This is a genomic window from Haloechinothrix aidingensis, assembly GCF_013450155.1.
GTDB lineage: Bacteria > Actinomycetota > Actinomycetes > Mycobacteriales > Pseudonocardiaceae > Haloechinothrix > Haloechinothrix aidingensis.
Genome location: NZ_JACCKD010000001.1, coordinates 1 through 24,446, shown reverse-complemented (window position 1 = coordinate 24,446; position 24,446 = coordinate 1). Strand labels below are relative to the sequence as shown.

Here is a 24,446-nt window from a genome sequence, read left to right as displayed (position 1 = left end):
CCGGTAGCGTCGACCGGCTGGCGTGCCCGGCGGGTCAGCCGTCGCTCACCGGAGCGCGGGAGTTACGCGATCGGACTACCGTGTGACTCCCGGGCGTGTCCGGTCCGGCTGTCCTGCCCGGTGTCCCCGTCCGCGGGCCGGGAATCCAGTACGCGGCGCGGTCCGGTAAGCAGCATCTCGGCCACCTCGTCGAACACGGTGGGAACGTCTCCGGCAGCGGGTTGGGTGAACTGCACGAGGATCGGGTCGGTGTCGATGTCGGTCACCGCCCACGCGCGGTCGCCGTGCAGCGTGCGCCGCGCGAACGTCACGGTGCTCAGTGGTGGGTCGCCGATGAGCGAGACGACCTCGCGGGCCCGCCGCTCGAGCTCGGACTCGACCTGCCCGGTGTACCCGACGGTGTCGGCACCGGCACGGATGAGGGTGCCGTGGTTGAGGGTGAGCCGTTCACCGTGCGGCACGACCGAGTCGCCGTCGAGGCCGTGCCGCGCGAGGCAGGCGTCGCCGGGTACGTCCTCGGGCAGCGGGCGGTGGCGCAGGTAGGGGTGCGCGCGGCGCACGGCAGCGGCCTGCTCGACCAGCTCGGAGACTGTCATGACCCCGTCGCCGGTGACGGTGGCCGGGTACAGCGCGAGGCAGGAGCGGACGCGGCCGTTCACCACCAGCAGGCGCCAGGCGTGTGATTCGGAAGCTTGCTCGATGACCAGGTCGGTTGCCGTGTCGGTGAGTCGGCGCCGCGCCCGCTCGACGCTGCTCGCCCGGCCGAGCCGGAAGGCTCCACGGAGCGAGCACCCTGGTTCGGCTGCGTAGATGTTCCACGGCCCTGCGTGCTTCTCGACGAAGTCGCGGGCAGCCGACGCGGCGCCGGCGTTGACGGTCGTGCGGCGGCAGAACGGAACGGCCGCGTGCTCGAGTAACCGCTCCAGCGCGTCCCGCTGCCTGGACAGGCGTGCGGTGTACACGGACCGCCCGCTGCGTTCGAGCACGACGTCCCGGCCTTCGAGCTCGGCGTGCACCAAGGTCGTGTGGAACCGGACCCCGTCTGCTCCGTGCACGCTGAGCGCGTCCGCCAGGTACCGGCGATCGAGTGCCCTTGGCGATTCCGCGTCGCAGGTGCCCTCCGTCGGGAGACGGTTGGTAGCGAGCTCGGTAGCCAGTCGACCGGCATTCGGCATCCGCGCGGGCGCGGCACGGCGCAGCTTCCGCCAGCCGCGCAGCACGCGGCTATCGGGCGGGGTCCGGTTGTCTCCGGCCGGGCCGGTTCGCCCCAGCGGGAGGTGAGTGCGGCCGGCACCGAAGTAGCCGTCGATCTCCAGCTCCCCGGTAGGCACCGGCGTACCGAACAGCGGGAACTCGTGCATGGGCATGTCGTTGTTGCAGTTGACCTCACAGATGATGCAGTTCTGTTCCTCGGGTGGCGCGTCGAAGCGTTGCGCGAGGATGTCGACGCCGCTGTGATGCGCGCTGGGGAAGCAGGCCGCGGCGCGTTCGGCGAGGTCGGTGATGCCGGGGTGCACCTGGTCGGTGACGGCGACGCTGTCCCCTCCTGCGGAGAGGTTGGCCTTGTAGTGCAGGAGCACGCGCCTGCCGTGCTCGGGCACGCTGTCCGGGGTGAGCCCGAGGGCGGCGAGCCTGCGGGTAGCGGCCTCATCGATGACCACGGGCGAACGCCGCAGGTAGGGGTTCGCGTGGCGCAGCTCGTTCTTCCGGTCCACCAGCTCGCCGATGCTGGACTGCCCGTCGCCGGTCACATGTGCGGGTACGCGCAACATCGCTGCGACGGTTCGGCCCGCGACGACCATGATCCGCAGGTCGATGGAGGGGATGCTCTCCTCGACGAGGAATCGCCGGGTCCGTACGGGTGCGCTGCGCATCGCTATGGACACCTCGTCCTCCTCGCGCACACCGACCGTGATGCCCTTACCGCCGGACCCGGTCAATGGCTTGATCACCACCGGCTGACCGATGCGGCGCATCGCCTCGATCGCACCGTCACGCGAGCTCACGACCTCGCCCCTGGCAACCGGGAGCCCTGCGCTCCGCAGGAGCCGCTTGGTCAGTTCCTTGTCGTTGCTGACCTTGCGGTCCAGTGAGGTGAGTGTCTGGCACATGTTCTGAAAGAAACCGAGCGCGGCCGTGCTGTTGCCGATGACCTGTAGTTCCTCGGTCAGCGCGAGCACCGGAAGCCCACGCTCCCGCGCGGCATCGGCGAGCAGCGCGGCGTCCAAGGACCGGCGCCCTTTGCCGGATCGCTTGAAACGGTACGTGCCGGCATCCAGGGCAGGCAGCCGCGAAAGCGCGGCGGAGATCAGTGTTTCGAAGCTGTCCAGCTCGCTCATCGTTGCGTTCCTCCGCGCTGCTCAGCACCGCTGACCCACGCCAGTGCATGGACGCGTCGTATCCGCGAGGCCGGCGACAGGCACGGAACCGGGGTACTTTCAGCTGTGCGGTTATCGTCGCACAGCTGGTTCAGGCTACTGCGTGTGTTGGGGGTGGGGGTAGGTCGTGGTGGGATGCTCGTGCGAGCCAGGCGGGTGGGGTGCAGTAGGGCCTGCCGTGGGGTCCGGGGTGGATCTGCCAGTCGCTGTGGTGGATGAGCCGGTGGTGTTCGCCGCAGAGCAGAGCGAGGTTGGCGAGGTCGGTCGTGCCGCCGTCGGCCCAGTGCTGGATGTGGTGGGCGTGGCACCAGCGGTGCGGCCGATCACATCCCGGAAAAACACACCCGCCGTCGCGCAGGGTCAGGGCGCGGCGTTGGGCGGTGGAGACGAGTCGTTGTTCGCGTCCGAGGTCGAGCACTTCGCCGCGGGTGCCGAGTACGGCCGGGAGTATCCCGGCGTCGCAGGCGATCCGGCGGGCTTGCTCGCCGGTGACCGGCATGTCGTGGTTGAGCAACGCCCCGGTCGTGCCGGCATTGGCCTCCGTGGTCGTGGTGGTCGCGTCGCGTAGCTCGGCCAGCGGGAGGGTGAGGATCACGCGGGGTTTCTCGCCGCCCTCGATGGGCAGTTTCCCCTCGTCGAGTACCAGGTCGATCATCTCGGCGAACGCGTCCCCGTGGCGCTGGCCGGTGCTGCGCTGGTCGCGCTGGCCGTCGGCGGCCGGTTGGGGTTTGGCCAGCGGGCTCAACGCAGTCTGCAGCTGCTGGCCGGTCTCGCGGTCCAGCACCCCGGAGAAGCCGAGCCGCCCGTCGCGACGCCACCCCAGCAGCAACTCGCGCCGTGGGCGGGCCGGCTCGTCATCCCGGGGCCGCTGCCCGTCCGGGTCCAGCCGCGCCACCAGGTGCCGCCCCGCCCGCCGCACCACCGCCGGGGTGGAACGCTGCGCCAGCTCCACCAGGATCCGCTCCCCCTCCTCACGCTCGACGACCGGCACCTCCCCCGGCAGCTCACCCAACGCCCCCGCGATCGCCTCGACATGCTCCCCGTCGATCTCCCCAGCCCGGTGCGCCCGCCCCGCGGCCGGGGCCGTCGCGGGCACATCCACGGTGCCTGCCCGGGTGGGATAACACGCCACAGCCCGCGCCAGCCGCTTGCGCGCCTCACCCCGATCCACGCGGACGGTGTCGCGCAGCAACGCCTCACCGGTGGGATAACCGAACTCGGCCGACACCCCCCGCGAGGTGATCTCGGCCAGGATCGCGTCCTGCTCGGCCCGCGACCGCCGGATCGCCCGCTCCCGCTGGACCAACGCGCTCATCAGCGCGGCACGATCGGCCTGCCACCACCCGGCGGCAGGCCCAGGCTCGATCGCCACGCGCTCCGACACACCCCCACTATAGAACACACGTTCGATGTCGCCCCGTTGTTTCCCCGGCGTGTCGCAGACTCGGGTCGCGTGGGACGGCGTCCGTGTTCAACGGTCGAGGTCGGCGGGTTTCAGCGTGAGCAGGTAGTCGACGATATCTCCCGCCGCGTCACGCGGCTGCCCGGACCACGGGTAGTGATGGCCGCCGACGCCTGGCCCGGTGTTCAGCTCGATGATGCCGTGATTGCCGGGTTCGGCGGGCACGCGGTGATCCTGGATGATCACGTCGGCCCCGCAGATGTGCATGCCGGGTATGGACGAGACCGCCCGCGCGACTTCGTCCTTGTAACTCGGGTGGACATCGTCGGTGCGGTCCACCATGTCCGCTCCCCGGTGCAGGTTCGACGTCTGTGCCAGGTACACCGTCTCGCCCGCGGCGGGGATCGATTCCGGTGTCCTGCCCTGCCGGTCGAGTTCCTCGCGCTGGGGCCGGCCGATCTCGAGGGGGTAGTACTGGTGAATGGGGTTCTCGCGGCGCGCGTTGTTCTTGTCCTCGACCAGCTGCGTGATGGTCCGCTCACCGTCGCCCCGCACGTTCATGGGAAGGCCGGTACGGATCGCCGTTACATGCCCGCCGACGCAGAGGAAGCGGTAGACCTCGCCTGGTAGCTCTTCCTGTACGAGGACCTCGTCGTGTTCCGCGGCGACCGCGCCGAACGCATGCTCGAACGCCGCGCGCGTCGTGATACCGGTGTATACCTCGCGCCCGAGGTTGCCGTCCACGGGCTTGACGCAGAAGCCGTGCCGGAACGTTGTGCTCAGTGCATCGAAGTAGAGCATGGCGTCGCGGTCGCGTGTGGAACCGAACGTCGAACCGCGCGGCACCGAGAACGATCGGGCATCAAGGATGCTCGCGAGGAGGTCCTTGCGCTTGACCACGCGAGCCGAGCCCTGGTCGATGGACACCACGGTGCCGTCGTCGCGGGTGTGAAAGATGACGGCGCCGCTGCTGACATAGGGAATGTCGTTGATCGTGAACCGTAGGGCGGGCTGTGACCTGTCGCGGATCGTCGCCTTACCTGCGCTGTAGGGCACTCCGCGGGCTTCGAGTGCGTTGGCCAGGCACTCATGCGTGCTCCCCGGGCCGTAGCGCTTCGATCCGGGCGGAAACTGCGCGGGCTCGGCCCTGGAATCGGATGTAGCGGTCGCGGCGTCGCCCTGCGTCGCCTGATCCGCGCCCGCGTCCGGGTAGTGGTCGAGCGGTGTCGCCAGCAGCCTCTTGCCACGCCACTGCCCTCGACGGCTCGGTCGGGCCGCGGAGTCGTAACGAGCACTGATCGGTCGTGTCTGCAGGATGTGCCAGCCGCGGCCGTCCTTCTCCAGCGAGTAGGAACGCCCGAAGGTCGAGGGTTCTGCCGAACGTGCCGCGAGTGTGCGGAAAACGGCATGAGCCTCGTCCCGGGTGACAGGGCGGGAACGGTACGCGGTGTCGACGTTGTCGGTCACGATCGGGTAGAGCCGCAACGCCGCATGCCAGCGCCCGGCACTTACGCCGAGACCGAGCCTGCTGACCAGGCTGTACGGCGGCGCGTTCAGGGAGGTGTACCGGCCGCGCGAGTTGAAGACGAAGTTGCCGAGGGAGAACACGGTCGAGCCGTGCTTGCTCAGGCTGAGCTCCTGGAGCATGTGCGCGCCGTGCCCGATGATCAGATCCGCGCCCGCCTTCCGGAACCGTTCGGACGTGCGCCACATCAGGTCGGAGGCCCACTGGTAGTTCTGGCCCCAGTGCGGGTACAGGATGATCAGTGCGTCGGGATCGTCGGCGCGTAGCTCGGCGATCTGGCGGGCGATGGCGCGGGTGGCGAGTGGGTGCAGGCCCCACTCGGTCTCGGTGGCGAAGAACTTGTACTGCTCGCGCATCACCGCAGAGTTCTTCAGAGCCCCCAGCACGTACAGGTTCTTTTCGTGGTCGCCGATCCGTACGCGGCGCACCAGCGGTTCCGCCGCCTTGCTCGTGCCCTTACCCGCGCCGAACGCGTGAATGCCCGCGTCGGTCAGCTTGGTCGCGGTGTCGGCGAGGATCTCACGGCCGAAGTCCATGGTGTGGTTGTTCGCGAGGCTTACCGCATCGACCCCGATTCGCTGGAGGACGTCGACGGAGCGGTCGGGTGAGTCCCACCCCAGGTAGTTCTTCTGGCCCTCCAGCGGGCTCGTCGGGTCGTCGGCCAGCACGCTCTCGAAGTTGGTGATGAACAGGTCCTTGCCCGTCACGAGCGGTTCGACCTCGGCGAAGAAGGACAAGGGCTGCTCGCGCAGCCGTCGCTGGATGTCTGGTTCGGCGCGCTGCACGTACCAGTCGCCGAGACTGGTGTCGCCTGTGAAGACGACGGTGAACTGATTCATGTGTGTTCCGTGCCGTGTCGGTGGTTCGGCTGCGGCAGGCTGCTGCCTGATCGGTGCCCCAGTTGGTCGTCCGGATATCCGGTCGGTTCTATCCGGGCAGCGTATCCGACAAATGTCCGAAGTATTCACTGAATATCGGTATTTCGGATATCACGATTTCGTTGAGAAAAGGTAGAGTCGTCGGAATAACGATCATGGTTGCGACTCCGTCCCGCCGATGGGGCGGATGCTGAGGGCTCGGGTAGCGCCGGGAACGGTCGCGGCGGCGGGCCGGACCAGCCCGAGCTGAGGAGCGTGCTCGGCGGTCGTTCGGCGGTGTGGATGTCCCGGATCGGATGGCGTGGACTACGTGCCGTCCGGCGTGGCCGTACGCGGCATCACGTGTGATCAGGCGTCGGTGTTGTCGGGAAGAATCGCGCCGACGAGTGCCCCGGCGACGTTCCGCGGCCTGCCCGACCACGGCCAGTGTTGCATGGTCACCATGGGTGCGGCGTTGACTTCCAGGACCGTGATGTCCCGCTCGCCGGGCCCGCGAGGAAGGAGCAGGTCGACTCCGGCGCGGTGGAGACCGGGGATGCCGTGGGAGAGCGCGTCAGCCGCCACGACGGCCGTGCCCGTGCCGTTGAGGGCGCCGTGTTCTCCGGCCGGTCCACCCTTGACCGCGCCGGACCGTTAACGATTCGGCCGGCCGACCGGCACCGTCTCTCGTGCGCGACGGCAACCAGAGACTACGCGACGTGCGAAGGGAGCGGAGCGCGAACAGGCAATCGGGTCTCGACGCGCCGGTGGCTCTCACCGGTCGGAGCGTGCCACGGCCGGGCTCGCCGAGGCGGTGATCGAGCCTGCCGAGCGGCCGGAGCCGCTCACCATCTCAGTCGCGTACCGCCAGCGGGTCCATCCGCTCGACGGGGCGGGAGCGCTCCTCGACGAGCGCGGCGCGGTAGCCGCCTTCGATGCGGGCGTCGAGCAGGTTCTCGGTGAGCCAGGCGATCGCGTCCGGCCTGCCCTGCACGACGCCGTCGGCGATGCCCTCGACGGGGTCGGTCACGCTCACGTGGCCGGTCAGCCCGCTGTTCCTGCCTGTCTCGGCGACGACGGCGATCGCCTTGGCGGGCTCCGTGACGCCCTCCAAGTGCAGGTCCACGGCGACCTCGTCGTGCTGCTCGCCGAGGCCGAGATCCAGCTCGGCGGCGTGGGAGCGCAGGATGGCGTCCCCGAGGTCCTGGCTCAGCCGCGCGGAGACTCCTGCCTGGGTCGCCAGCCATGGCCGTTCGGAGACCTCGACGATCCGCGGGTCCTGCGCCTCGGCATCGGCGGTGTGATCCTCGGTGACGATATCGACCGCAGCCACGGCCAGGCCGGGGACGGCGCGCACGGCCTGCCGGGCGAGCTCGGTCAGGCCGGTGTGGGTCTCGCCGGTCACGTCGCGATGCTGCCGTTCCGCGCCTGCCCACGGCCCGCCCGGGCAGTGCACCACCGAGCACACCTCGTCACCGAGCACGAGGAAGCGCAGGTACTCCCCTGAGACGTGCTTCTCGAGCAGGAACCGGTAGCTGGACGGCATCATCACTCGCCCGTCCAGCTCCTCCGGCTCACTGAGCAACGTGAGCGCGAACGCGGCACGGGTGTAGGTGGGGCGGGATGTGGTGGGGATCCGCAGGTAGTCGATGGCGCTCGCCAGCTCGTCCTCGTCGCGCAGGCCGGTGCGGGTCTCGATGGTGTTGTCGCCGATCGCGGGCTTGACCACCACGGGGTAGCCGATCCGCTCGATCAGCCGCTTGGCGAACTCCATGCCCTTGCCGACCGAGTAGGCGCCGCCTTTCGGGATCGGCAGCCCCGCGTTCGTCAGCAGCGCGCGCCGCATCCGCTTGTCCTGGGCGTAGGTCACCGCGGACAGTGTCGAGGTCTGCGGGACCCCGTGCGCGAAGGACAGCTCCTGCGGCTGTGCTCCACCGGCGGTCCCGGCGCCGTCCGGCAGGCCGGCCATCATGACCTGGCGGGGGAACTGGATCACGTTCAGGCCGCGGCGCAGCGCCGCCTGGTGGACTTCGTACCCGTCTCGTAGCTCGGGAGCCACCGCGGCGGGCCCGGTCGTCGCGATGTCAGCGGACATGAGTGATCTCCTTCGGGGCCTCGGAGACGCTCTCGAAGCCCTCGAGGCGGGGCGGTTCGATATGCGTGGTGGTCACGTCGGTGGGCACGGCCGCTCGCGGCCCCAGCACCGCGAGCGCGGCAAGGGCCGTGACGGGCTCCGCGTCGCCCTCGGCGACGATCTCGACCATGCGCTCGTGAACGTTGCGGACCCAGCCGGTCAGGCCGAACTGCTGCGCGTGGCGTTGCAGCCAGGCCCGGTACCCGACGTTGGTGACACGCCCGCGGACGAGCATCCGTAACGCCAACGAGTCCTGTCGCTGGGTCGTGGCGAGGTCGTACCGGGAGACGCACTCGTTGATCAGGGTGCGCGCCACCTCGCGCCCCTCGCCGTACAGCGGATACTCGCAGTTCCCGATCGCCGCGTGCGCGTTGAGCTCGCAGATACCGGAGTGCTGCTCCTCGAGAGGCTTGGTGTGGTCCTCCAGGAGGAAGTCGACACCGCAGAACGCGAGCCCGGGTACGGCTTTGACGGCGCGGACGCACGCTTCCTTGATCGACGGGTGCATCTCGTCGAGTACGTCGATCGAGTCGCCACCCTGGGACAGGCTGCACGAGCCGGACAGCAGGACCTTCTGGTCCTTCTCCGGCACGGAGTGCAGGCTCATCCCGGCGCGGTCCAGCAGGAAACGTGCGGTTTCGTCGTACTTGATGGGGCGCCCCCACAGGTGCGGGTTGCCGCGCCGCGCGACATTCTTCGCGATCATCAGCTCGGCCACGGTGCTCTCCCCGTCCCCGGTTACCGAGCCGGGCTCGCGCAGGATCGCGCCGATCACCTCGTCCCCGATCACCACGATGCGGTAGTCGCGGCCGGGGACGTGCTGCTCGACGATGAAGTCGCTGTTGCCGAGCGTGCTCGCGGAGAGCTGGTGGAAGGCCTGCTCGAGTGCCTCGTCGTCGCGGATGTCGGCGACGACACCGATGCCCCGCACGCCCATGGCGGGTTTGACCACTACCGGGTAACCGATGCGCCGCACGAACTCCCGCGCGCCGTCGAAGTCGCCCTCGGCGAACGTGTTGCCCTTCGGCACCGGCACCCCGGCGCGCCGCAGCCGCAGCCGCGTCGCTTCCTTGTGGGTACACAGCGCCAGCGAGACCGCACTGGACAGCGGCGACCGGCTCCACTTGAAGCTCAACGGTTCCCGCGTCCCGTCGCTGGCGACGAAGGCTCCCTTGTTGTAACGCACGGTGGACAGCCCCAGCATCAGGGCTTCCCGCTCCAGCAGGTGCCCCTTCGTGCCGTTCGAACCGAGTGGCTGGAGGTAGGTGACCTCGGGGTAGACGTTCGGTGACTTGCCCTCGTGCGTGGCCACGGTCGGTTCCGGGATGCTGAAGGTGTTCAGCGCGTCGCCGACGAGATCGCTGTACGGGACGTTCACTCCGAGGCCCGGCTCGGTCGGCGCCTCGAGGGTGGGCTCGGATGCCAGCGTCGCATCGACCAGGGCGTCCACATGGGGCATGGCCATCCCGAGGTGGCGCAGTGTGGCAGCGGTGACGTCGGTGGCGGCGCCGAAGGCGCCCAGGTAGATCCGGGCCTGCGGCGAGGACTTGTGTACCCGCTCGGACATCTCGATGCTGGCGACGAGCCCGCCTGCCTGCGCGGGTTTGATGTGCGCGGCCCGTGGGGGGCGCAGCCCGCCGAACCGGCCGAGCCGGGCGACCAGCCGCGCGCGGCGCCCTGCCGTGCGCACGTTCCAGGCTCCCTGGTCGGACACGATGTGGATGTCGCTTCCGGACCTGGGGAGTATCCCTGCGGCCTTGTCGGCCGTGCGCTGCAGCAGCGGTAGGTAGTAGCGGTCCCGGATGGCGACCGGCTGCTCGATGAAGATCTCCCGTGGCAGCGTGCCGGCCTTCGACAACCGTGCGACCGCCTTGACGAACGCGGACGCGTCCTTGGTGTCGAGGGCCCCCTGGAGGTTGATCCACAACGCCTGGCCCGCCGCGCCGACCTCGTCGGAGCGGTTCGTCTCGGCGGCCGTGGTGAGCAGGTCGAGGTTCTCCTGCACCGTGCCGAGGCCGCTGAGGTGAGTCACCGGGAAGGCGGTGTCCTGCTCCTGCAGGCGCCCGCGCAGCGCCTTGGTGCTCTCCTGCGCGGGTACGCCTGTCGGGTGTGCGGCTATCGAGGAGCGGCGGGTGCCGAGCAGCTCGGCGAGCGGGATCTCCAGCGCACGGGCTGTGAGGTCCAGCAGTGCCACCTCGAGGCCGAGCAGGGTGCCGCGGTACGGCACGGCCAGGTCGATCTTGCCTTCCGTGCGGTGCTCCTCGGCGAGCGTGTGGAACTCGCTCATCTGCCTGCGCACGGCGTCCGCCGCGGTGGCGGGGTCAGCGGCGCTGATCCCGCGGCCGTGCAGGCGGCGCAGGCACTCCTCGAGGAACTCCCAGGAGGCCTCGCTGCGGTCGCCGGTGGCAGCGGTACGCAGCTGGCCCTCGCCGACCCCGGTGACCTGCCTGCCGTCGCCTGTCGTCGCGGTGAGCTTCACCAGGTGGTTGAGCGCGTTTGACTTCTTACCGCCGGCTCGCGCCTGGAAGGCGGTCGCCTGTACGCGAGTCACGGTGAGCGCTCGCCCTGGGTCCTCCATGCGGTTCCTCTCTCCGGGTACTGTGCGTGCTCAGCCACGCTCGCGATGTCGAGCGGCCCGGGTCCGGGCCGTTCACCTCCGGTCGCGGGTGCACGCGGCAGCACATTCTAGAGACCCCGTTACCGGTTCTCGCGGGCCTCCTCACCAGCTGTAAGGGCCTGATCAGGGCGGTCGGGGCGAATTCGGTCAATGCAGGCGATCGCCAATGCCTCAGAAGAGTCCCAAACGGGCACATCGACACCGTCCACAGTGGCCCCTAATGCCGCGGCGACGTCGGTGCACCCGAACACCAGCCCCTGAGCACCCCGTGTGACCAACATCTCCGCCGCCTTGGTCAGGTACGCGCGCGCGTGATCGAGCTCGCCTGCCTTCACCGCCCGGATGCCGGCCATGACCGGGTTGTCCGCTCCGAGGTCGGTCAGGTCCAGTACGGAGTGCCCGCTCGCTGCCAGGCGCCGCTGGTAGATGCCGGAGTGGATGGTCCCGTCGGTCGCGAGGATCCCGACCGCACCGGCCTGCGGCGCGTCGTGCGTGATGCGGGTGAGCACGGCGTCGACGATGTGCAGGATCGGCGTGGAGCCCGCGGCGGCGAGCTCGTCGAACCACTGGTGTGCGGTGTTGCAGGGAATGGCGATCAGGTCGCATCCGGAGCGGTCGAGGAACTCGATGCCGCGCCGCATCGCGGGGACCGGGCTCGGCCCGCCCGCGAGGATGGCGTCCGAGCGGTCCGGCGTCTCGGGGTCGGAGTAGACGATCGTGGCGATGTGATCCTGGTCGCGACCGGCAGGCGTGTGCTCCACAAGGGAGGCCAGGAAGCTGTTGGCCGCCGCGGGCCCCATACCGCCCAGCACGCCGAGCAACGGCGACATCACCACGCGGCGCTCCAATCGCTTGTCCGTACTGCCACTGGTGTCCAGGCTAGCTCGTGTGACCCAGGTGCCGCCCGGGTCACCCGCCGATGCGCTGGCCGTATGCATCGGTCGGGCTATTCACCGTGGTCACTCGGCCCCGCCGGGCCGCGAACAGGCACGGGCCCCATCCGACACCATTCGTGTCAACGACGGCCGCGCGCTTCGGTCACGCGCTCGCCGGGTAACCGGCTACACCGGTTCATCGGTGACGGGCTGGACGGTATCGGACGCCTCGGGCGCCACACCGCGCTCGACGTAGTAGGCACGTGCCCGGGCGTCGGAGAGCAGCGGCTGGTGAACCTGCAGCACGTTCATACCGGTGTTGATGTTGGCTTCCAGGACCACCGGCCCGTCCGGTGTGACGACGATGTCCCACCCGACGTACTCCATGAACGACAGGATGCGGGCCGAGTGCAGGACCATGTCCCGGATCTCGGGCCAGTACGGCACCTCGGCGCCACGGATCGGCGCGCCCGTGTCGGGGTGGGTGTCGAACCACTCGAGCTCGGTGCCCCCCGGCAGCCGGGAGGCCTGCCCGAGCTGTCCCGTGGCGACGTCGATGCGCGCGCTGAGCCCACCCCTGCTCCAGTTGTCCACATGGCGTGACCGCCGCGTGCCGATACGCTGCACCGCCATCACGATGAACGGCTGCTGGGTCCGCACGTCCAGCATGGTGAGCACGCGGATGGTGTTGACCGAGTCGGGGAACAACTCGTTGATCTTGGGGTGTTGCTCGAGGCCCTCCTCGACGACCATCGGGTGCCCCTGCGCCTTCAGCACGCGGGAGGCGGCGTCCAGGTCGAGCACCTCCCCGTTGACCGCCCAGCCGTCCGGCTCGCTGCGCTGCACCTTGAACAGGTTCTTGCCCTCGGCGCCTGCCAGCACCTTGAAGAACACCGGTTGCCCCACCTCGAGGCCGCTGAGGTACTGGTCGATGGGCTCGCGGCCCTCGGTCGGGAAGGCGTGTACGGCGCCGCGCCAGAACACCCCGAGCAGCTTGGCCGAGCGCACGTCGAGGGTGCCGAGCAGCAGGTGAGTGGTGAGCTTGTTGTTGATCACGTCCTGCAGCAGCGGGTGCACCATCCGCTTCAGCCGGAACACGCGCTGCAGGTCGGAGATGTACTCCCCGGCGCCGCGCCGGTCAAGGTCGTAGAGGACGACGCTGCGGGACAGGAAGCCGCGTAGCCACCAGCGCGGCCGCCGCATGCGCAGCGGAACCTCCCACTCGCGCTCCCGCTTGGCGAGCTTACGAATCGCCGACCACTTCAGGCGCGCGTCACGGACCTTGTGCCGCGCGCGCCTCGGCAGCCTGCGGACCCGCCGGAGGACGGCGCCCGCCTTGGCCCGCGACCACGCGAGCCGCGCCCGAACCCCCGTCATCGTCGTCTCCTTCCCTCATCGCCTCGCTCGCCGGTGGGACCGCCTCGTGCTCGGCGGGCCGATACCGTCCGCGGCGCACCTCGCGCGCGTCCCGCCGCCTGGTGCCAGCCTATCGAGGCCGGCGCTGGCGGGTTTCCATGCGCCTGCGTACGCGCGCGGCCTCCAGCACCTCGAGCACGCTTTCCGAGCCACCCGGCCCACCGATCGGCGACTCCGCGAACGCCACCGTGTGCGGCTGGAACGCCAGGCTCGCCTCGTGCACCCGCTGCCGCAGGTAGGCGGGCCACCCCGTGCCGTGCAGCGCGGTCCAGCTCCGTTCGTCCACCAGTGTCTCGATGGCGAGACCGTGCCTGGCGGCCTCGGCTTCCCAGCGGGGTGGCGCCAGTAGGGCGAGCCGGAAACCGCTGGTGATCTGCTGGCGCGCCAGCAGGGCACGGATGTTGGGCTCGGGGTCGAGGTCCGCGCCCGGCACGACGACCAGTGCCACGGGCAGCCGTTGCGGTACCGGGTGGGTGACCCGTGCCGGTACCGGCAGGCTCAGCTCGGCGTCCTCGGCCTCGAACAGCACCACCCCGACGTCCTCGGCGGTGTCCATGAGCCGGTCGAGGTGTTCCCGGCGCAGCGTGCGCATCTTGCGCCGCGCGCGGGTGTGCAGGTGCCACGACACGGGCAGCCGGTCGAGCAGCCGCTGGGTCACCGGCCGCGGTGCGGGTGAGCCGCCGCCGGACGGCCGCCCGGGCGGCGGGGTGGCCACCCAGCCGCCCGGGAGCCCGGCGGCGATAGCGGAGGCCAGTTCGCCCTCCGGGGTCCCGTCCCGGTCGCCTGGGTGCACGTGTACCGCGTCGAGGTTCGGCCTGCCGGTCGCGGTGAGCACGTCCCGCACGCCGAGGTTGCCGTCGGTGAGCAGCACGATGCTGGTCGGCCGGTGTGCGTGCACCAGGCCGGTTACCCGGGCGGTGAGGTAGCGCGAGCGCTCCCGGTCGTCCAGCTCGTCGAGCACCCTCGGGAACGTCTCCACAGCTGCCTGGCCGACGTCGTGTGAGCGCGCTCCCGGCACGGCAGCCACGCACGTCCCCGACGGCCCCGCCGCGGCCCGGAGGACACCGGTCAGGAGCCCTTCGGGACCGCCGTGCCGGGTCAGGTCCACCACGAGCGGGCGCCCGGCGGCCGACCCGGCGGCCGGCCCGGCGGCGTGCTCGGTGGCCGGCCCGGTGGCGGACTCGGACGGGGACGCGGGTTCGCCGGTCTGCCCGGCTCGCGACGCCTCGGGCTGCCCGATCAGCTCGGCCACGCGCCGGACGTGCGTGTCGTAGCTGAACCGCCGTTGGGCGAGCTCGACCCCTGCGCGGGAGCGTTCGGCGAAGGACTCCCAGTCGCCGTAGAGCTGGTCGACGTAGCCCCGCACGTCGTGCGGCGAGCCGTACAGGCACGTGTCGCCGAACAGCGGCTCCAGGTACGGCGGCACGATCGCCACGGCGCCCGCGGACAGCGCCTCGAGCACCACCCTGCCGAACGCCTCGACAAGGCCGCTGTGGTGGAAGTAGACGAAGAAGTCGACGGAGGCGAGGAACTCGTGCGCGGGCATCGAGTTGAACGGGTAGTCGACCCAGTTGTCCGGCAGGTACCCGACCCGCTCGACCGGGATGTCCACCCCACCGAGGATGCGCACGTCGTAGTGTGGATCCTCCGGGTAGGCCGCGAGGATCTCAGCGGGCTCCTCGGGCCACTTCGACCAGTGCCCCCTGCTGTGCCTGCCGAGTACGGGACGGTCGGAGACGAACCCGTGCCGGGGCACCCGCCACTGGTCGACGTCGATGACATTCTCCCAGTCCCAGGGCAGCATCGGGACGGCGTCGCGGTGCTCGGCGAGCGCGTCGCGGGTGCGGGGGCCGATCGGTGCCCAGGTCGCTCCCTTGCCGACCAGCCGCTCGATCTGGTGTTGCACGTGCGGGACGTCGTAGTAGGGCTGCAGGCCACGCTCGTCCGCGGGCACCTGGTTCACCGCGAGCACGACCTCGTCGGCGTGCACCTCGGGCAGCCCGTCCGGAAGCTCGGTGAACACGCTCGGATGGCGCGCGAGCAGCAGCTTCGCGTGCACCTCATCGACGCCGACCACCAGCTCGGCGAGGCCACCGTCGAGGACGTCGCGGATCTTGTCGGCGAACGGCCGCGCGGCGCGCAGGATCGGCGAGGGTACGTGCAGGATGCCGGTGCGGTAGCCCGCGCGGTGCTGGGCGTGGATCTCCTCGACGACGCTCGAGGAGTTGCCGCCCGGGAAGCGGCAGTCGGTGACCATGAGGATGTCGAACGCCGCGGACGTGCGTGCCATCGAAACCTTCCTGCGTCGTGGGAGCGTGTGTGGGGCCGCTACCGGGCGGTGCCGCAACGGTGGCGCATCCTGCCAGACAGCCCGAGCCTGGTGCGCAGGGACGTCAGCGGGGAGCGTGGCGTGAACAGGCCGACACCGCGCGCCAGCGTCTTCAGCAGCGGGAGGTACCTGCGCCGGTGCCGCGCGCGCCCCTGCCCGGCAGGCTCCGGCAGGTGATGCACCCTGTCGTACCCGAACCGGCGCCGCGCGTCACCGAGCACCTCGGTGTCCGTGCCCGCGACGTCGCGGCACACCGCGGCGACGGGCGTGTCCAGGTCCGTGTGCGCGGTGGCGACCAGCACCGTCGGTACCGTGTGCCGCTCGCAGCGGATCAGCGCGTCAAGCACGGCGCCGGACAGCCGTGCCGGTCCCCCTCCGCCCGCGCCGGGGACCAGGACCAGGTCCACTCCGGGGTCGTCTGCCTCGCAGCCTGCCTGCCCGTGCTCGGCGAGCAGGTCGCGGTCGACCAGCTCGCCGACCGGACCGGGGACCGGACCGAGCGCGCCGATCCGCAGCCGGGTGTAGTGGTGGGCGGGGCGTAGCCACAGCTGCATCGTCATGTCACCGGCTCGCGCAGCTCGTCGGGCGAAAGGTCGCCGAGCAGGTCCTCGTGCCGCTCGAACCACAACGACATCGTGGCCAGGCTCCTGATCAGGTGCTGCTGGTTGGTGCGGCCGAGCATGCGGCGCCACGTCTCGGTGCCCGCCGCGGCGAAGCCGGGGGCGAGCAGGCCACGCACCGGCTCGCGGGTCAGCAGCTCACGGAACCGTTCGGCGGCTTCCGGTGAGGCCACACGCCTGCGGTGGTGCCGGCGGGCCTGCGGGATCTCCGCGGCGGTCGGCAGCTCGGCCAGCTCCGGTGCCAGCGGGCGGAGCAGCGGCGCGTAGAGGGCGCCTTCCGCGTGCTCGGCGTGCGGTATCGCGAGCGCGGCACGCACCACCGAGTCGTCCAGGAACGGGGTGGCGACCGGGTTGCCCCGGGAGAGCAGCCCGAACGGCGAGAGGCTGATACCGGGCAGGGTGCGGGTCAGGTAGGCGGTGAACGTGTTGCCGTAGGGGTGCTCGGCGAGCGGCTCGGCGACGGTGTCGAAGCTCGCCCTGGTGCGTTCGGCGACCTGCCCGGCGACGTTCGGGTGCAACACGTCGCCGACCGCGTCCAGGTACTTGGCCATCCGGGTGAACCGCCTGTCGAGCACCGGCAGGTCGCTTCCGGAGTCGGGGAAGGCCCCGCCGACGAACACGCCACCGCCCAGCCCGTCGAGAACCGTGGCGCCGTTGCCCGCGAGGGCGGTGGCCAGCGGGACGAGCCACACGTGGAAGGAGGTCTGGTGCTCCACTGCCCCGGTGAAGTACGCGAGGTCGTGCGAGAAGCGGTCGCGGCGCGCGGGCACGATGGCGTGCTCGATGCCCAGCGTCCCTGCGACCTTGGCGGAGACCAGCTCCTCGAGCACCGTGCCGGTGTCGGAGGACGTCGTCCACGCCGTCAGGCCCGTGCCTTCGGTTCGCGCGGCCAGCGCCGTCAGGATCCGCGAGTCCCAGCCGCCGCTGAGCAGCGGTGCGAACCGCGCGCGTTCACCGAGCGCGCCGACCGAGGCGGTCAGGGCGTCCCGGACGGTGTCGAGGGAGGCCGCGGAGCTGCTGGTGACCTCGGGCCACGGCCAGCCGGTAGTGGTGATCTCGCACGCGCCGCCTGCGGTGGCCGTCAGCCGAGCGTAGGGCGGCAGGCGCCGTATCCCGGCGAACGGTGTGCGCCCCTCGAGCGGGCCTCCCATGGCGAGGACCTGGGCCCAGGCGTCCCAGTCGGGGCGCAGCGGCCCGCGTCGCGTGCGGGCGAGCGGTTCGACGTGCGAGCACAGGTAGGTGCCGGGTGCACCACCGGTGGTCTCGCCCGCCGTGTCCACGTACACCGGTGCGGCCCCGGAGATACCGGCGTGCAGGTACGGGTCACCGGAGTCGGGGACGACCAGGGAGAACGCGTCGTGCTGCTCGGCGATGTGCCGCGCGTCGGCAGGCAGCTTCTCCGGCAGCGGAGTGGGCGACCACGAGGCCGCCTCGGCCCCGGTCGACGTCCAGCGGGCGGTGGCCGTACCGCGCAGAGCTGCGGTCGCGCGGTCAAGCACCGTAGGCGGGTCGCCGAGCAGCGCCGACATGGCCGCGACCCGGTCGTCGGCGGCGTGCCCGATGCTGCCGCACACCCGCACCCGCGCCTGGTCGTGCGGCGACGGATCCCGCTCAACCGGATCCCGCTGTGCTTGCTCCACCCGCGCCGGGTGGAGCTGCGCCGGGTCACTGTCCACGCCGCCATTCTGCCGCCCGCCCCGCCGCGCCCGGCCACGGACCCAACCCGGGTGGGAGCCCAAGGTGACATCGGGTTCTTAGAAGGAGCCGGATGTCACCTTGGGCTCCCACCACACAGCGGGGTGGCTCAGGCGCCGTCGCGGTAGAAGCGAGCCACGATGCGCCGGCGGGCGCTGCGGTACCTGGCGGAGGTGCCGGGCAGGACGTGCTCGATATCCGTGTCGATCCGGTCGAGGTCCTCGGTGAGCGCAGGCGCCTCCGGCCGGGTTCCTGCCAGCCGGGTACCGAGCCGTCCCGGCAGCACCGAGGCCGCGCGCGTCACCGCGGGCCGCAGGTGCAGGCGCGCGGTGCGCGCCCGCTCACCGAAGCCGGGCCGGTGCCGGGTGAACGCGCCCGCGAGCCCGGCGACGGCCGCCGCGGTCTCCGCGGCCCCGCGCGGCGCGGGCAGCTCGGCGCACCGCGCGGCCAGCCGCTCGCGGGTGCCGGGCCGCAGCAGCTCCCCGGTCCGTGCCGAGACCTGGCCGGGATCGTCCTCGCGGGCGTGCAGCGCGAACCCCTCCTCGGCGGCCCAGCGTGCCCGGCCCGTCTGGTCGTCGGTGACGGCGGCGCGGGTCGGCACGATCACCGCGGGCAGCCCCGCGAGCAGCACCTCGTGGAAGGAGTTGTAGCCCGCCTCGACCACGGCGGCATCGAAGGCCGCGAGGTAGCGGGCCAGCGGGAACACCCCGCGCAGCGTGGTCAGCCTGTCGCTGCGCACGCCGAGTTCCCCTGGCGAGATGGTGGTGCTGGTCACCGCGACCTGCCAGCCGGGATCGGCCAGTACCGCGCGCACGGCCGCGCCTGCGGCGTCGGCCTCGGCCCGCGCTCCGGGCGATCCCGGGTCGGTGGATCGCAGCGTGACCAGCGCGGTCGGCATGTCCGGGTCGAGCCCGAGCCGGCGGGCGGCGTCCTCCCTCGGCAGCCTGTCGACCTGTTCCAGCAGCGTTATCGGGCTCACGCGGGTCGCGTCGCCGAGGTCCCTCGTCGCCCCCCTGTCCGCCGGGTGCGCCAGCTCGCCCGGCTCCAGCACGTGGTCGAAGAGGGAACGCTGGTCCAGCGCTGCGCGGTTGACGCCCGGTTGCCACATCCCCCGGCGCATCCAGGTGAACGCCACGTGCGGCAGGCGCGCCCGCGCGACCTGCACGCCCGCGTACGGCCATGCGCCGTCGAAGGCGAACGCGCGGGCGCCGGTCTCGGTCACCAGCGCCTGGATCCGCGCGGCGAGGTAGTGCTGCCACGGGGAGTCGGCCATCCCGGTACGCCAGCGGCCGGGGCAGTATTCGCCCCGGATCCCGAAGCGCCCGACCAGCGGCAGGGCCTGGGACAGCGAGAAGACGATCGGTTCCACCTCTTCGCAGGCCAGCGCGGTCGCCGCGGCACGGGCCAGGTGTCCCATGCCGGTGCCGTTGCTGGTCGCGAGGATCACGCGGGGTCGGTCCGGGTCGGTCACGACACGCCAGAGTAACGGCGCGGTGCGAGACATCCCCTGGCGCCTACGTCGCTCGCCGGGGCACCGGTAGTATCCGGCCGTGCCTTCCACGCCATCCACAGACGTTGTCGTCATCGGTCTCGGCTATGTCGGCCTGCCGTTGGTGATGGGCGCTGTCGACGCCGGCTACACCGTCACCGGCCTGGACTCCGACGCCGGTACGGTCGACGCGCTCAATGCGGGCCGCTCGCACATCGACGGCATCACGGACGCCGACATCGCGAGCGCGGTCGCCAAGGGCTTCCGGGCCACGACCGAGCCGGCCGTACTGGGCGAGGCCGGCACGGTCGTGGTGTGCGTGCCCACGCCGCTGGCCGACGACGGCGGGCCCGACCTCGGCGCGGTCGAGTCCGCGATGCGGTCCATGGCCGAGCATCTGCGACCCGGCACGCTGGTCGTGCTGGAGTCGACCACCTACCCGGGCACCACCGACGAGGTCGTGCGCCCGATCCTCGAACGGCGCGGGCTGCGCGCGGGCAGCGACTTCAACCTCGCCTTCTCCCCGGAGCGGATCGACCCGGGCAACCCCACCTACGGGCTGAAGAACACCCCGAAGGTCGTCGGCGGGCACACCGGGGCCTGCGCCGAGCGCTGCGCCGGCTTCTACCGCGAGTTCGTGGACACGGTCGTGACCGCGCGCGGCACCCGCGAGGCCGAGATGGCGAAGCTGCTGGAGAACACCTACCGGCACATCAACATCGCCCTGGTCAACGAGATGGCGAAGTTCTGCCAGGAGCTCGGGGTGGATATCTGGGACGTCATCCGGTGCGCGGCGACGAAGCCGTTCGGGTTCCAGGCCTTCTACCCCGGCCCCGGGGTCGGCGGGCACTGCATCCCGATCGACCCGAACTACCTGTCGTACAAGGTGCGCACGCTCGGCTACTCGTTCCGGTTCGTCGAGCTCGCCCAGGAGATCAACCAGAGCATGCCCGGTTATGTCGTGCGGCGTATCCAGGACCTGCTCAACGAGCACAGCAAGCCGCTGCGCGGCTCAACGGTGCTGCTGCTCGGCGTGACCTACAAGCCCGACGTGCACGACCAGCGCGAGTCGCCTGCCGTGCACGTGGCCCGGCATCTCGTGGAGTGGGGCGCCGACGTCGTGTTCCACGACCCGTACGTGCCGGAGTGGTCGGTGAACGGTACGACGGTGCGCAGGGCCGAGGATGTCGACGCGGAGCTCGCCTTCGCGGACATCTCGGTGCTGCTGCAGCCGCACAGCGAGTACGACCTCGCCGATATCGCGGGGAAGGCGAGGCTGCTTTTCGATACGAGGGGCAAGGTTGAGCACGGTGACGTCGCCCGTCTGTAGCGCGGAGGAGCGAGTTCGCGGTGGGTGCTGAGCGCCCGAGCGACCGGGTCGTGCTGGCCACCAGCAACGGCACCGGGATGGGGCACCTGACCAGGCAGCTGTGTGTCGCGCTGGCGATGCGCACCGAGAGCGCGCCGGTGTTCTTCTCGCTGTCCGCCGCGGCGGGCGTGCTCGGCCGTTACGACTTCCGCGGTGAGTACTGCCCGAGCAGGGAACGCGGCTGGATGCCCGAGGTGCGGTGGCACGACTACCTCGCCGACCGGCTACGCGCGTTCGTGGCCGAGACCGGGGCGTCGGCTGTGGTCTTCGATGGTGTCGTGCCGTACCTCGGGTTGCTGCGCGCGCGCCTCGACCTGCCCGATGTGGCGTTCGTCTGGATGCGCAGGGGGTTCTGGCGGCAGGGGGTGCGCACCGCCCCGTTGCGCTCGGCCGCGCTGTTCGACCGGGTGCTGGAGCCGGGCGACATCGCCTCGGCCGGGGATACCGGGCCGACCGCGACCGCGGGCGACGCCGTCCGGCTGCCGCCGGTGTCGCTGCTGGAGCATGTCGACCCGGTGCCGCGGGAGGAAGCAGCCCGCCGCCTCGGTGTCGACCCCGAGCGGCCGACCGCGCTGGTGACGCTGGCAGGCGGGGTGATCAACGACGTGGTCGCCCCCGGATCCGCCGCGGTGCGCGCGGTGCTGGAGGACCCCGAGTGGCAGGTCGTCGTCACCAGGAGCGCGCTCAGCGGGGAGGGCCTCGCGCTGGGCGACAGCTCGCGGTGTGTCGAGCTGTCCGGGGTGTACCCGCTGGCGAAGTACCTCGGCGCCGTGGATGTGGCCGTGTCGGCCGCCGGCTACAACTCGGTGCACGAGCTGCTCTATGCCGGGGTGCCGACCCTGCTCGTGCCCAACCGGTCCGCGCGGACCGACGACCAGGCAGCACGCGCGCGGTGGCTGGCCGGCGCCGGGATGGCGCTGCACGCCGAGGAGGGCGACCTCGACGGGGTGCGCGCGCAGGTGCGGCGGCTGCGGGACGGCACGGTGCGCGCCGACCTCGCCGCGGCGTGTGCCGGGCTCGGCAGGCCCGGCGGGGGTGCCGCGGCTGCCGGGCATCTCGACGAGCTGCTCGGTGGTGAGCCGATCGGGGGCCACGCGAACCCGCGCTCGCGGGCTCGCGAGTGGGAGGTCCGGGCGCGGACGGCAGCGATGCGCGGTCTCGGGCCGCGCGGTACGGCCCTGGCACGCACCGTGCTGCGGCGCGGGCCGGGCTCCGGTCCGGCGCGACCCATGCCGGTGCGACTGGTCGAGCAGAGTGACGTGGATCCCGATCGGGCCGGTGGCATGCCACCGCCGCTGGTGCTGTCCGACAGGCTGGACGGTGAATTGCTCCGTGCGGGTGACCCCGTCGAGCACATGATCAGCGGCGCCAGTGCCGGGTACCGGGATGAACGGGTGCGCATCGCGCGCCGCTACTACGAGGTGTGTGACGTGACATGACGAGCATCGGGCGGGCACACACCTTGTCAATCCACCCCGTAAGGTGCGGACTATGAGCAAGCCGGGCGAGAGGCCGGGCCGAGCCGGTGACATCGCGAGTGAACGGTTCTCGTGGAGCAGGTATGCCCAGTTCGACAACAGGTGAGCAGCCGGGTGAGCCGGACCCGGCCGAGCTCGCCGCGCGGTACGGGCTCGCCCGCACCACGGCGCGGCCCAGCCTGCTCGGCTACCTCCAGCAGCTGTGGCAGCGGCGGGACTTCATCCGTGCCTACTCCTCGGCGCGAGCCACGGCGCAGTACTCCGCGTCCCGGCTCGGCCAGCTATGGCAGATCGTCACCCCGCTGCTGAACGCTGGTGTGTACTTCATCCTGTTCGGTGTCCTGCTGCAGCTCGACCGCGGGATCGCGAACTTCCCGGCATACCTGGTCACCGGGGTGTTCGCGTTCACGTTCATGCAGCGCTCGCTGAACAACGGCGCGAAGGCCATCGGCGACAACCTGGCGCTGGTGCGGGCGCTGCACTTTCCCCGCGCGATGCTGCCGCTGTCCTCGGTGTTCGTCGAGCTGCGCCAGATCATGATCTCGATGTGCGCGCTGTTCCTGATCATCCCGCTGACCGGGATCATCAAGGGGACCGGCGACACGATCATGTGGAGCTGGCTCCTCATCGTCCCGGTCGTCGGGCTGCACATGCTGTTCAACATCGGGATCAGCCTGGTCATGGCGCGCATCGGGGCGGTGAGCCAGGACATCAACCAGCTGCTGCCGGTGCTGACCCGGATCTGGTTCTACAGCTCCGGGGTGTTCTACAACATCAAGTACTTCGGCGAGCGGATCGAGCCGGACTGGTTGCAAGCGATCCTGTTCCCGATCATCAAGCTCAACCCGGGAGCCGTTTTCCTCGACCTGTACCGCACGGTGCTGATCGAGAGCCACGAACCGCTGAACCTGCCGCTCGGCCTGAACGTGTGGGAGGCTGCGACGGGGTGGGCCGTGCTGTTCCTGGTTGGTGGGTTCCTCTTCTTCTGGCGCAAGGAGGAGGTGTACGGACGTGGCTGAGCTCAACGAGGCCGCTGCGGGCGCCGCGGCCGGCCAGCCCACCGTCATCGTAGACGACCTGCACGTCGTCTACCGGGTCATCGGGGCGGCCAACGGCAAGGACAAGGGCACCTCGGCGACCGCGCTCAAACGCCTCCTGCTCCGCCAGCAGCGCCCCTCGGTCAAGGAAGTGCACGCCATCCGCGGGATCTCGTTCACGGCCTACGAGGGCGACGCGATCGGCGTGGTCGGCCGGAACGGCTCCGGCAAGAGCACTCTGATGCGGGCCATCGCGGGACTGCTTCCGGCCAGCCAGGGCGCCGTGTACGCCCTTGGGCAGCCGTCCTTCCTCGGCGTCAATGCCGCGCTGATGAGCGGGCTTTCCGGGGAGCGCAACGTCGAGCTGGGATGCCTTGCGATGGGGATGAGCCGCGAGGAGGCCAGGGAACGCCACGACGACATCGTGGAGTTCTCGGGGCTGGAAGAGTCCATCAAGATGCCGATGCGCACCTACTCCACCGGTATGGGCGCACGCCTGCGATTCGCGATCGCCGCAGCCAAGAGCCACGACGTGCTGATCGTCGACGAGGCCCTGGCCACCGGCGACAGGGACTTCCGGCAGAAGAGCGAGCAGCGCATCCAGGAGCTGCGCAAGGAGGCCGGAACCGTGTTCCTCGTCAGCCACAGCATGAAGCAGATCGCGCGGACGTGTAACCGGGCGATCTGGGTGGACGAAGGGGTGATCCGCATGGATGGCGATGCGGAGACCGTCGTCCAGGCCTATCTCGACGAGAACTCCTAGGAGGCCTTCCGGTGCACGTCGTGGTGGTCACGGTCGTCCACAACCCGCGGGATGCGCGGATTCGGTATCGGCAGATTCCTGCGTTGTTGGAGGCGGGCCACGAGGTCACGTATATTGCTCCGTTCGAGCATTTCGGGGTGTCGTTGCCGTCGGGGGTTGCGGGGTTGTCGGGGGTGTCGGTGCCGCGTGCGGTGGGGCGTCGGCGGTTGGGTGCGTTGCGGGGGGTGCGTGCGGCTGTGGCGCGGCATGCTCCGGGGGCGGATATCGTGTTGTTGCATGATCCGGAGCTGGTGGTGGGGGTGGCCGGGCTGCGGGGTTTGCCGCCGGTGGTGTGGGATGTGCATGAGGACACGGCGGCGGCGATGACGTTGAAGCCGTGGTTGCCGCGGCCGTTGCGGCCGGTGGCGAAGGGGGCGGCGAAGCTGGTGGAGCGGTTCGCGGAGCGGCGGTATCACGTGCAGT

Annotated in this window: 17 protein-coding genes; 5 read left to right on the top strand and 12 right to left on the bottom strand. The window is 70.8% G+C overall.

Going from position 1 to position 24,446, the window contains the following annotated elements; genetic code table 11:
• Positions 1 to 62: 62 nt before the first annotated feature.
• The 12 genes from H0B56_RS00085 to H0B56_RS00030 form a co-directional block, all read right to left on the bottom strand.
• Complete coding sequence (locus H0B56_RS00085; protein WP_180890868.1) at positions 63 to 2,339, bottom strand: ATP-grasp domain-containing protein; 2,277 nt, start codon at positions 2,337 to 2,339, stop codon at positions 63 to 65.
• Positions 2,340 to 2,469: 130 nt separating this feature from the next.
• Positions 2,470 to 3,762 (bottom strand): DUF222 domain-containing protein, encoded by a 1,293-nt coding sequence (locus H0B56_RS00080; protein WP_180890867.1) that lies wholly within the window; start codon positions 3,760 to 3,762, stop codon positions 2,470 to 2,472.
• 87 nt (positions 3,763 to 3,849) lie between these two features.
• The gene (locus H0B56_RS00075; protein ID WP_180890866.1) at positions 3,850 to 6,144 is read right to left on the bottom strand and encodes a CapA family protein; all 2,295 of its coding nucleotides are present in this window, start codon (positions 6,142 to 6,144) and stop codon (positions 3,850 to 3,852) included.
• Between the two features lie 387 nt (positions 6,145 to 6,531).
• Entirely contained in the window at positions 6,532 to 6,747 is a 216-nt protein-coding gene (locus H0B56_RS00070) for a hypothetical protein (protein WP_180890865.1), read from the bottom strand.
• A 268-nt stretch (positions 6,748 to 7,015) separates the two neighbouring features.
• Positions 7,016 to 8,257: an ATP-grasp domain-containing protein gene (locus tag H0B56_RS00065; RefSeq protein WP_180890864.1), complete on the bottom strand. Its 1,242-nt coding sequence runs from the start codon at positions 8,255 to 8,257 to the stop codon at positions 7,016 to 7,018.
• Positions 8,247 to 10,874 (bottom strand): acylphosphatase, encoded by a 2,628-nt coding sequence (locus H0B56_RS00060; protein WP_180890863.1) that lies wholly within the window; start codon positions 10,872 to 10,874, stop codon positions 8,247 to 8,249. The genes H0B56_RS00065 and H0B56_RS00060 overlap by 11 nt, the downstream gene beginning before the upstream one ends.
• Before the next feature lie 119 nt (positions 10,875 to 10,993).
• Positions 10,994 to 11,851, bottom strand: a complete 858-nt coding sequence (gene cuyB, locus H0B56_RS00055; RefSeq protein ID WP_180890862.1) for a cysteate racemase — start codon at positions 11,849 to 11,851, stop codon at positions 10,994 to 10,996.
• 123 nt (positions 11,852 to 11,974) lie between these two features.
• Positions 11,975 to 13,165 (bottom strand): sugar-transfer associated ATP-grasp domain-containing protein, encoded by a 1,191-nt coding sequence (locus tag H0B56_RS00050; protein WP_180890861.1) that lies wholly within the window; start codon positions 13,163 to 13,165, stop codon positions 11,975 to 11,977.
• A gap of 109 nt (positions 13,166 to 13,274) precedes the next feature.
• Entirely contained in the window at positions 13,275 to 15,494 is a 2,220-nt protein-coding gene (locus tag H0B56_RS00045) for a glycosyltransferase (protein ID WP_180890860.1), read from the bottom strand.
• A 38-nt stretch (positions 15,495 to 15,532) separates the two neighbouring features.
• Complete coding sequence (locus H0B56_RS00040) at positions 15,533 to 16,093, bottom strand: hypothetical protein (protein WP_180890859.1); 561 nt, start codon at positions 16,091 to 16,093, stop codon at positions 15,533 to 15,535.
• Positions 16,090 to 17,829, bottom strand: a complete 1,740-nt coding sequence (locus tag H0B56_RS00035) for an asparagine synthase-related protein (RefSeq protein WP_180890858.1) — start codon at positions 17,827 to 17,829, stop codon at positions 16,090 to 16,092. The genes H0B56_RS00040 and H0B56_RS00035 overlap by 4 nt, the downstream gene beginning before the upstream one ends.
• Positions 17,830 to 17,957: 128 nt before the next feature.
• Complete coding sequence (locus H0B56_RS00030) at positions 17,958 to 19,319, bottom strand: glycosyltransferase family protein (protein WP_180890857.1); 1,362 nt, start codon at positions 19,317 to 19,319, stop codon at positions 17,958 to 17,960.
• Positions 19,320 to 19,398: 79 nt separating this feature from the next.
• Between H0B56_RS00030 and H0B56_RS00025 the strand changes: the two genes are divergently transcribed.
• The 5 genes from H0B56_RS00025 to H0B56_RS00005 all read left to right on the top strand — a co-directional run.
• On the top strand, positions 19,399 to 20,667 hold the full coding sequence (locus H0B56_RS00025; RefSeq protein WP_180890856.1) for a nucleotide sugar dehydrogenase: 1,269 nt from the start codon (positions 19,399 to 19,401) through the stop codon (positions 20,665 to 20,667).
• A gap of 20 nt (positions 20,668 to 20,687) precedes the next feature.
• Positions 20,688 to 22,145 (top strand): glycosyltransferase, encoded by a 1,458-nt coding sequence (locus H0B56_RS00020; protein ID WP_180890855.1) that lies wholly within the window; start codon positions 20,688 to 20,690, stop codon positions 22,143 to 22,145.
• Positions 22,146 to 22,267: 122 nt separating this feature from the next.
• On the top strand, positions 22,268 to 23,203 hold the full coding sequence (locus H0B56_RS00015; protein WP_180890854.1) for an ABC transporter permease: 936 nt from the start codon (positions 22,268 to 22,270) through the stop codon (positions 23,201 to 23,203).
• Complete coding sequence (locus H0B56_RS00010) at positions 23,196 to 23,984, top strand: ATP-binding cassette domain-containing protein (RefSeq protein WP_180890853.1); 789 nt, start codon at positions 23,196 to 23,198, stop codon at positions 23,982 to 23,984. The genes H0B56_RS00015 and H0B56_RS00010 overlap by 8 nt, the downstream gene beginning before the upstream one ends.
• 11 nt (positions 23,985 to 23,995) lie before the next feature.
• Positions 23,996 to 24,446, top strand: a 451-nt coding sequence (locus H0B56_RS00005) for a hypothetical protein (protein ID WP_219632042.1), incomplete at its 3' end; no start/stop codon positions are given.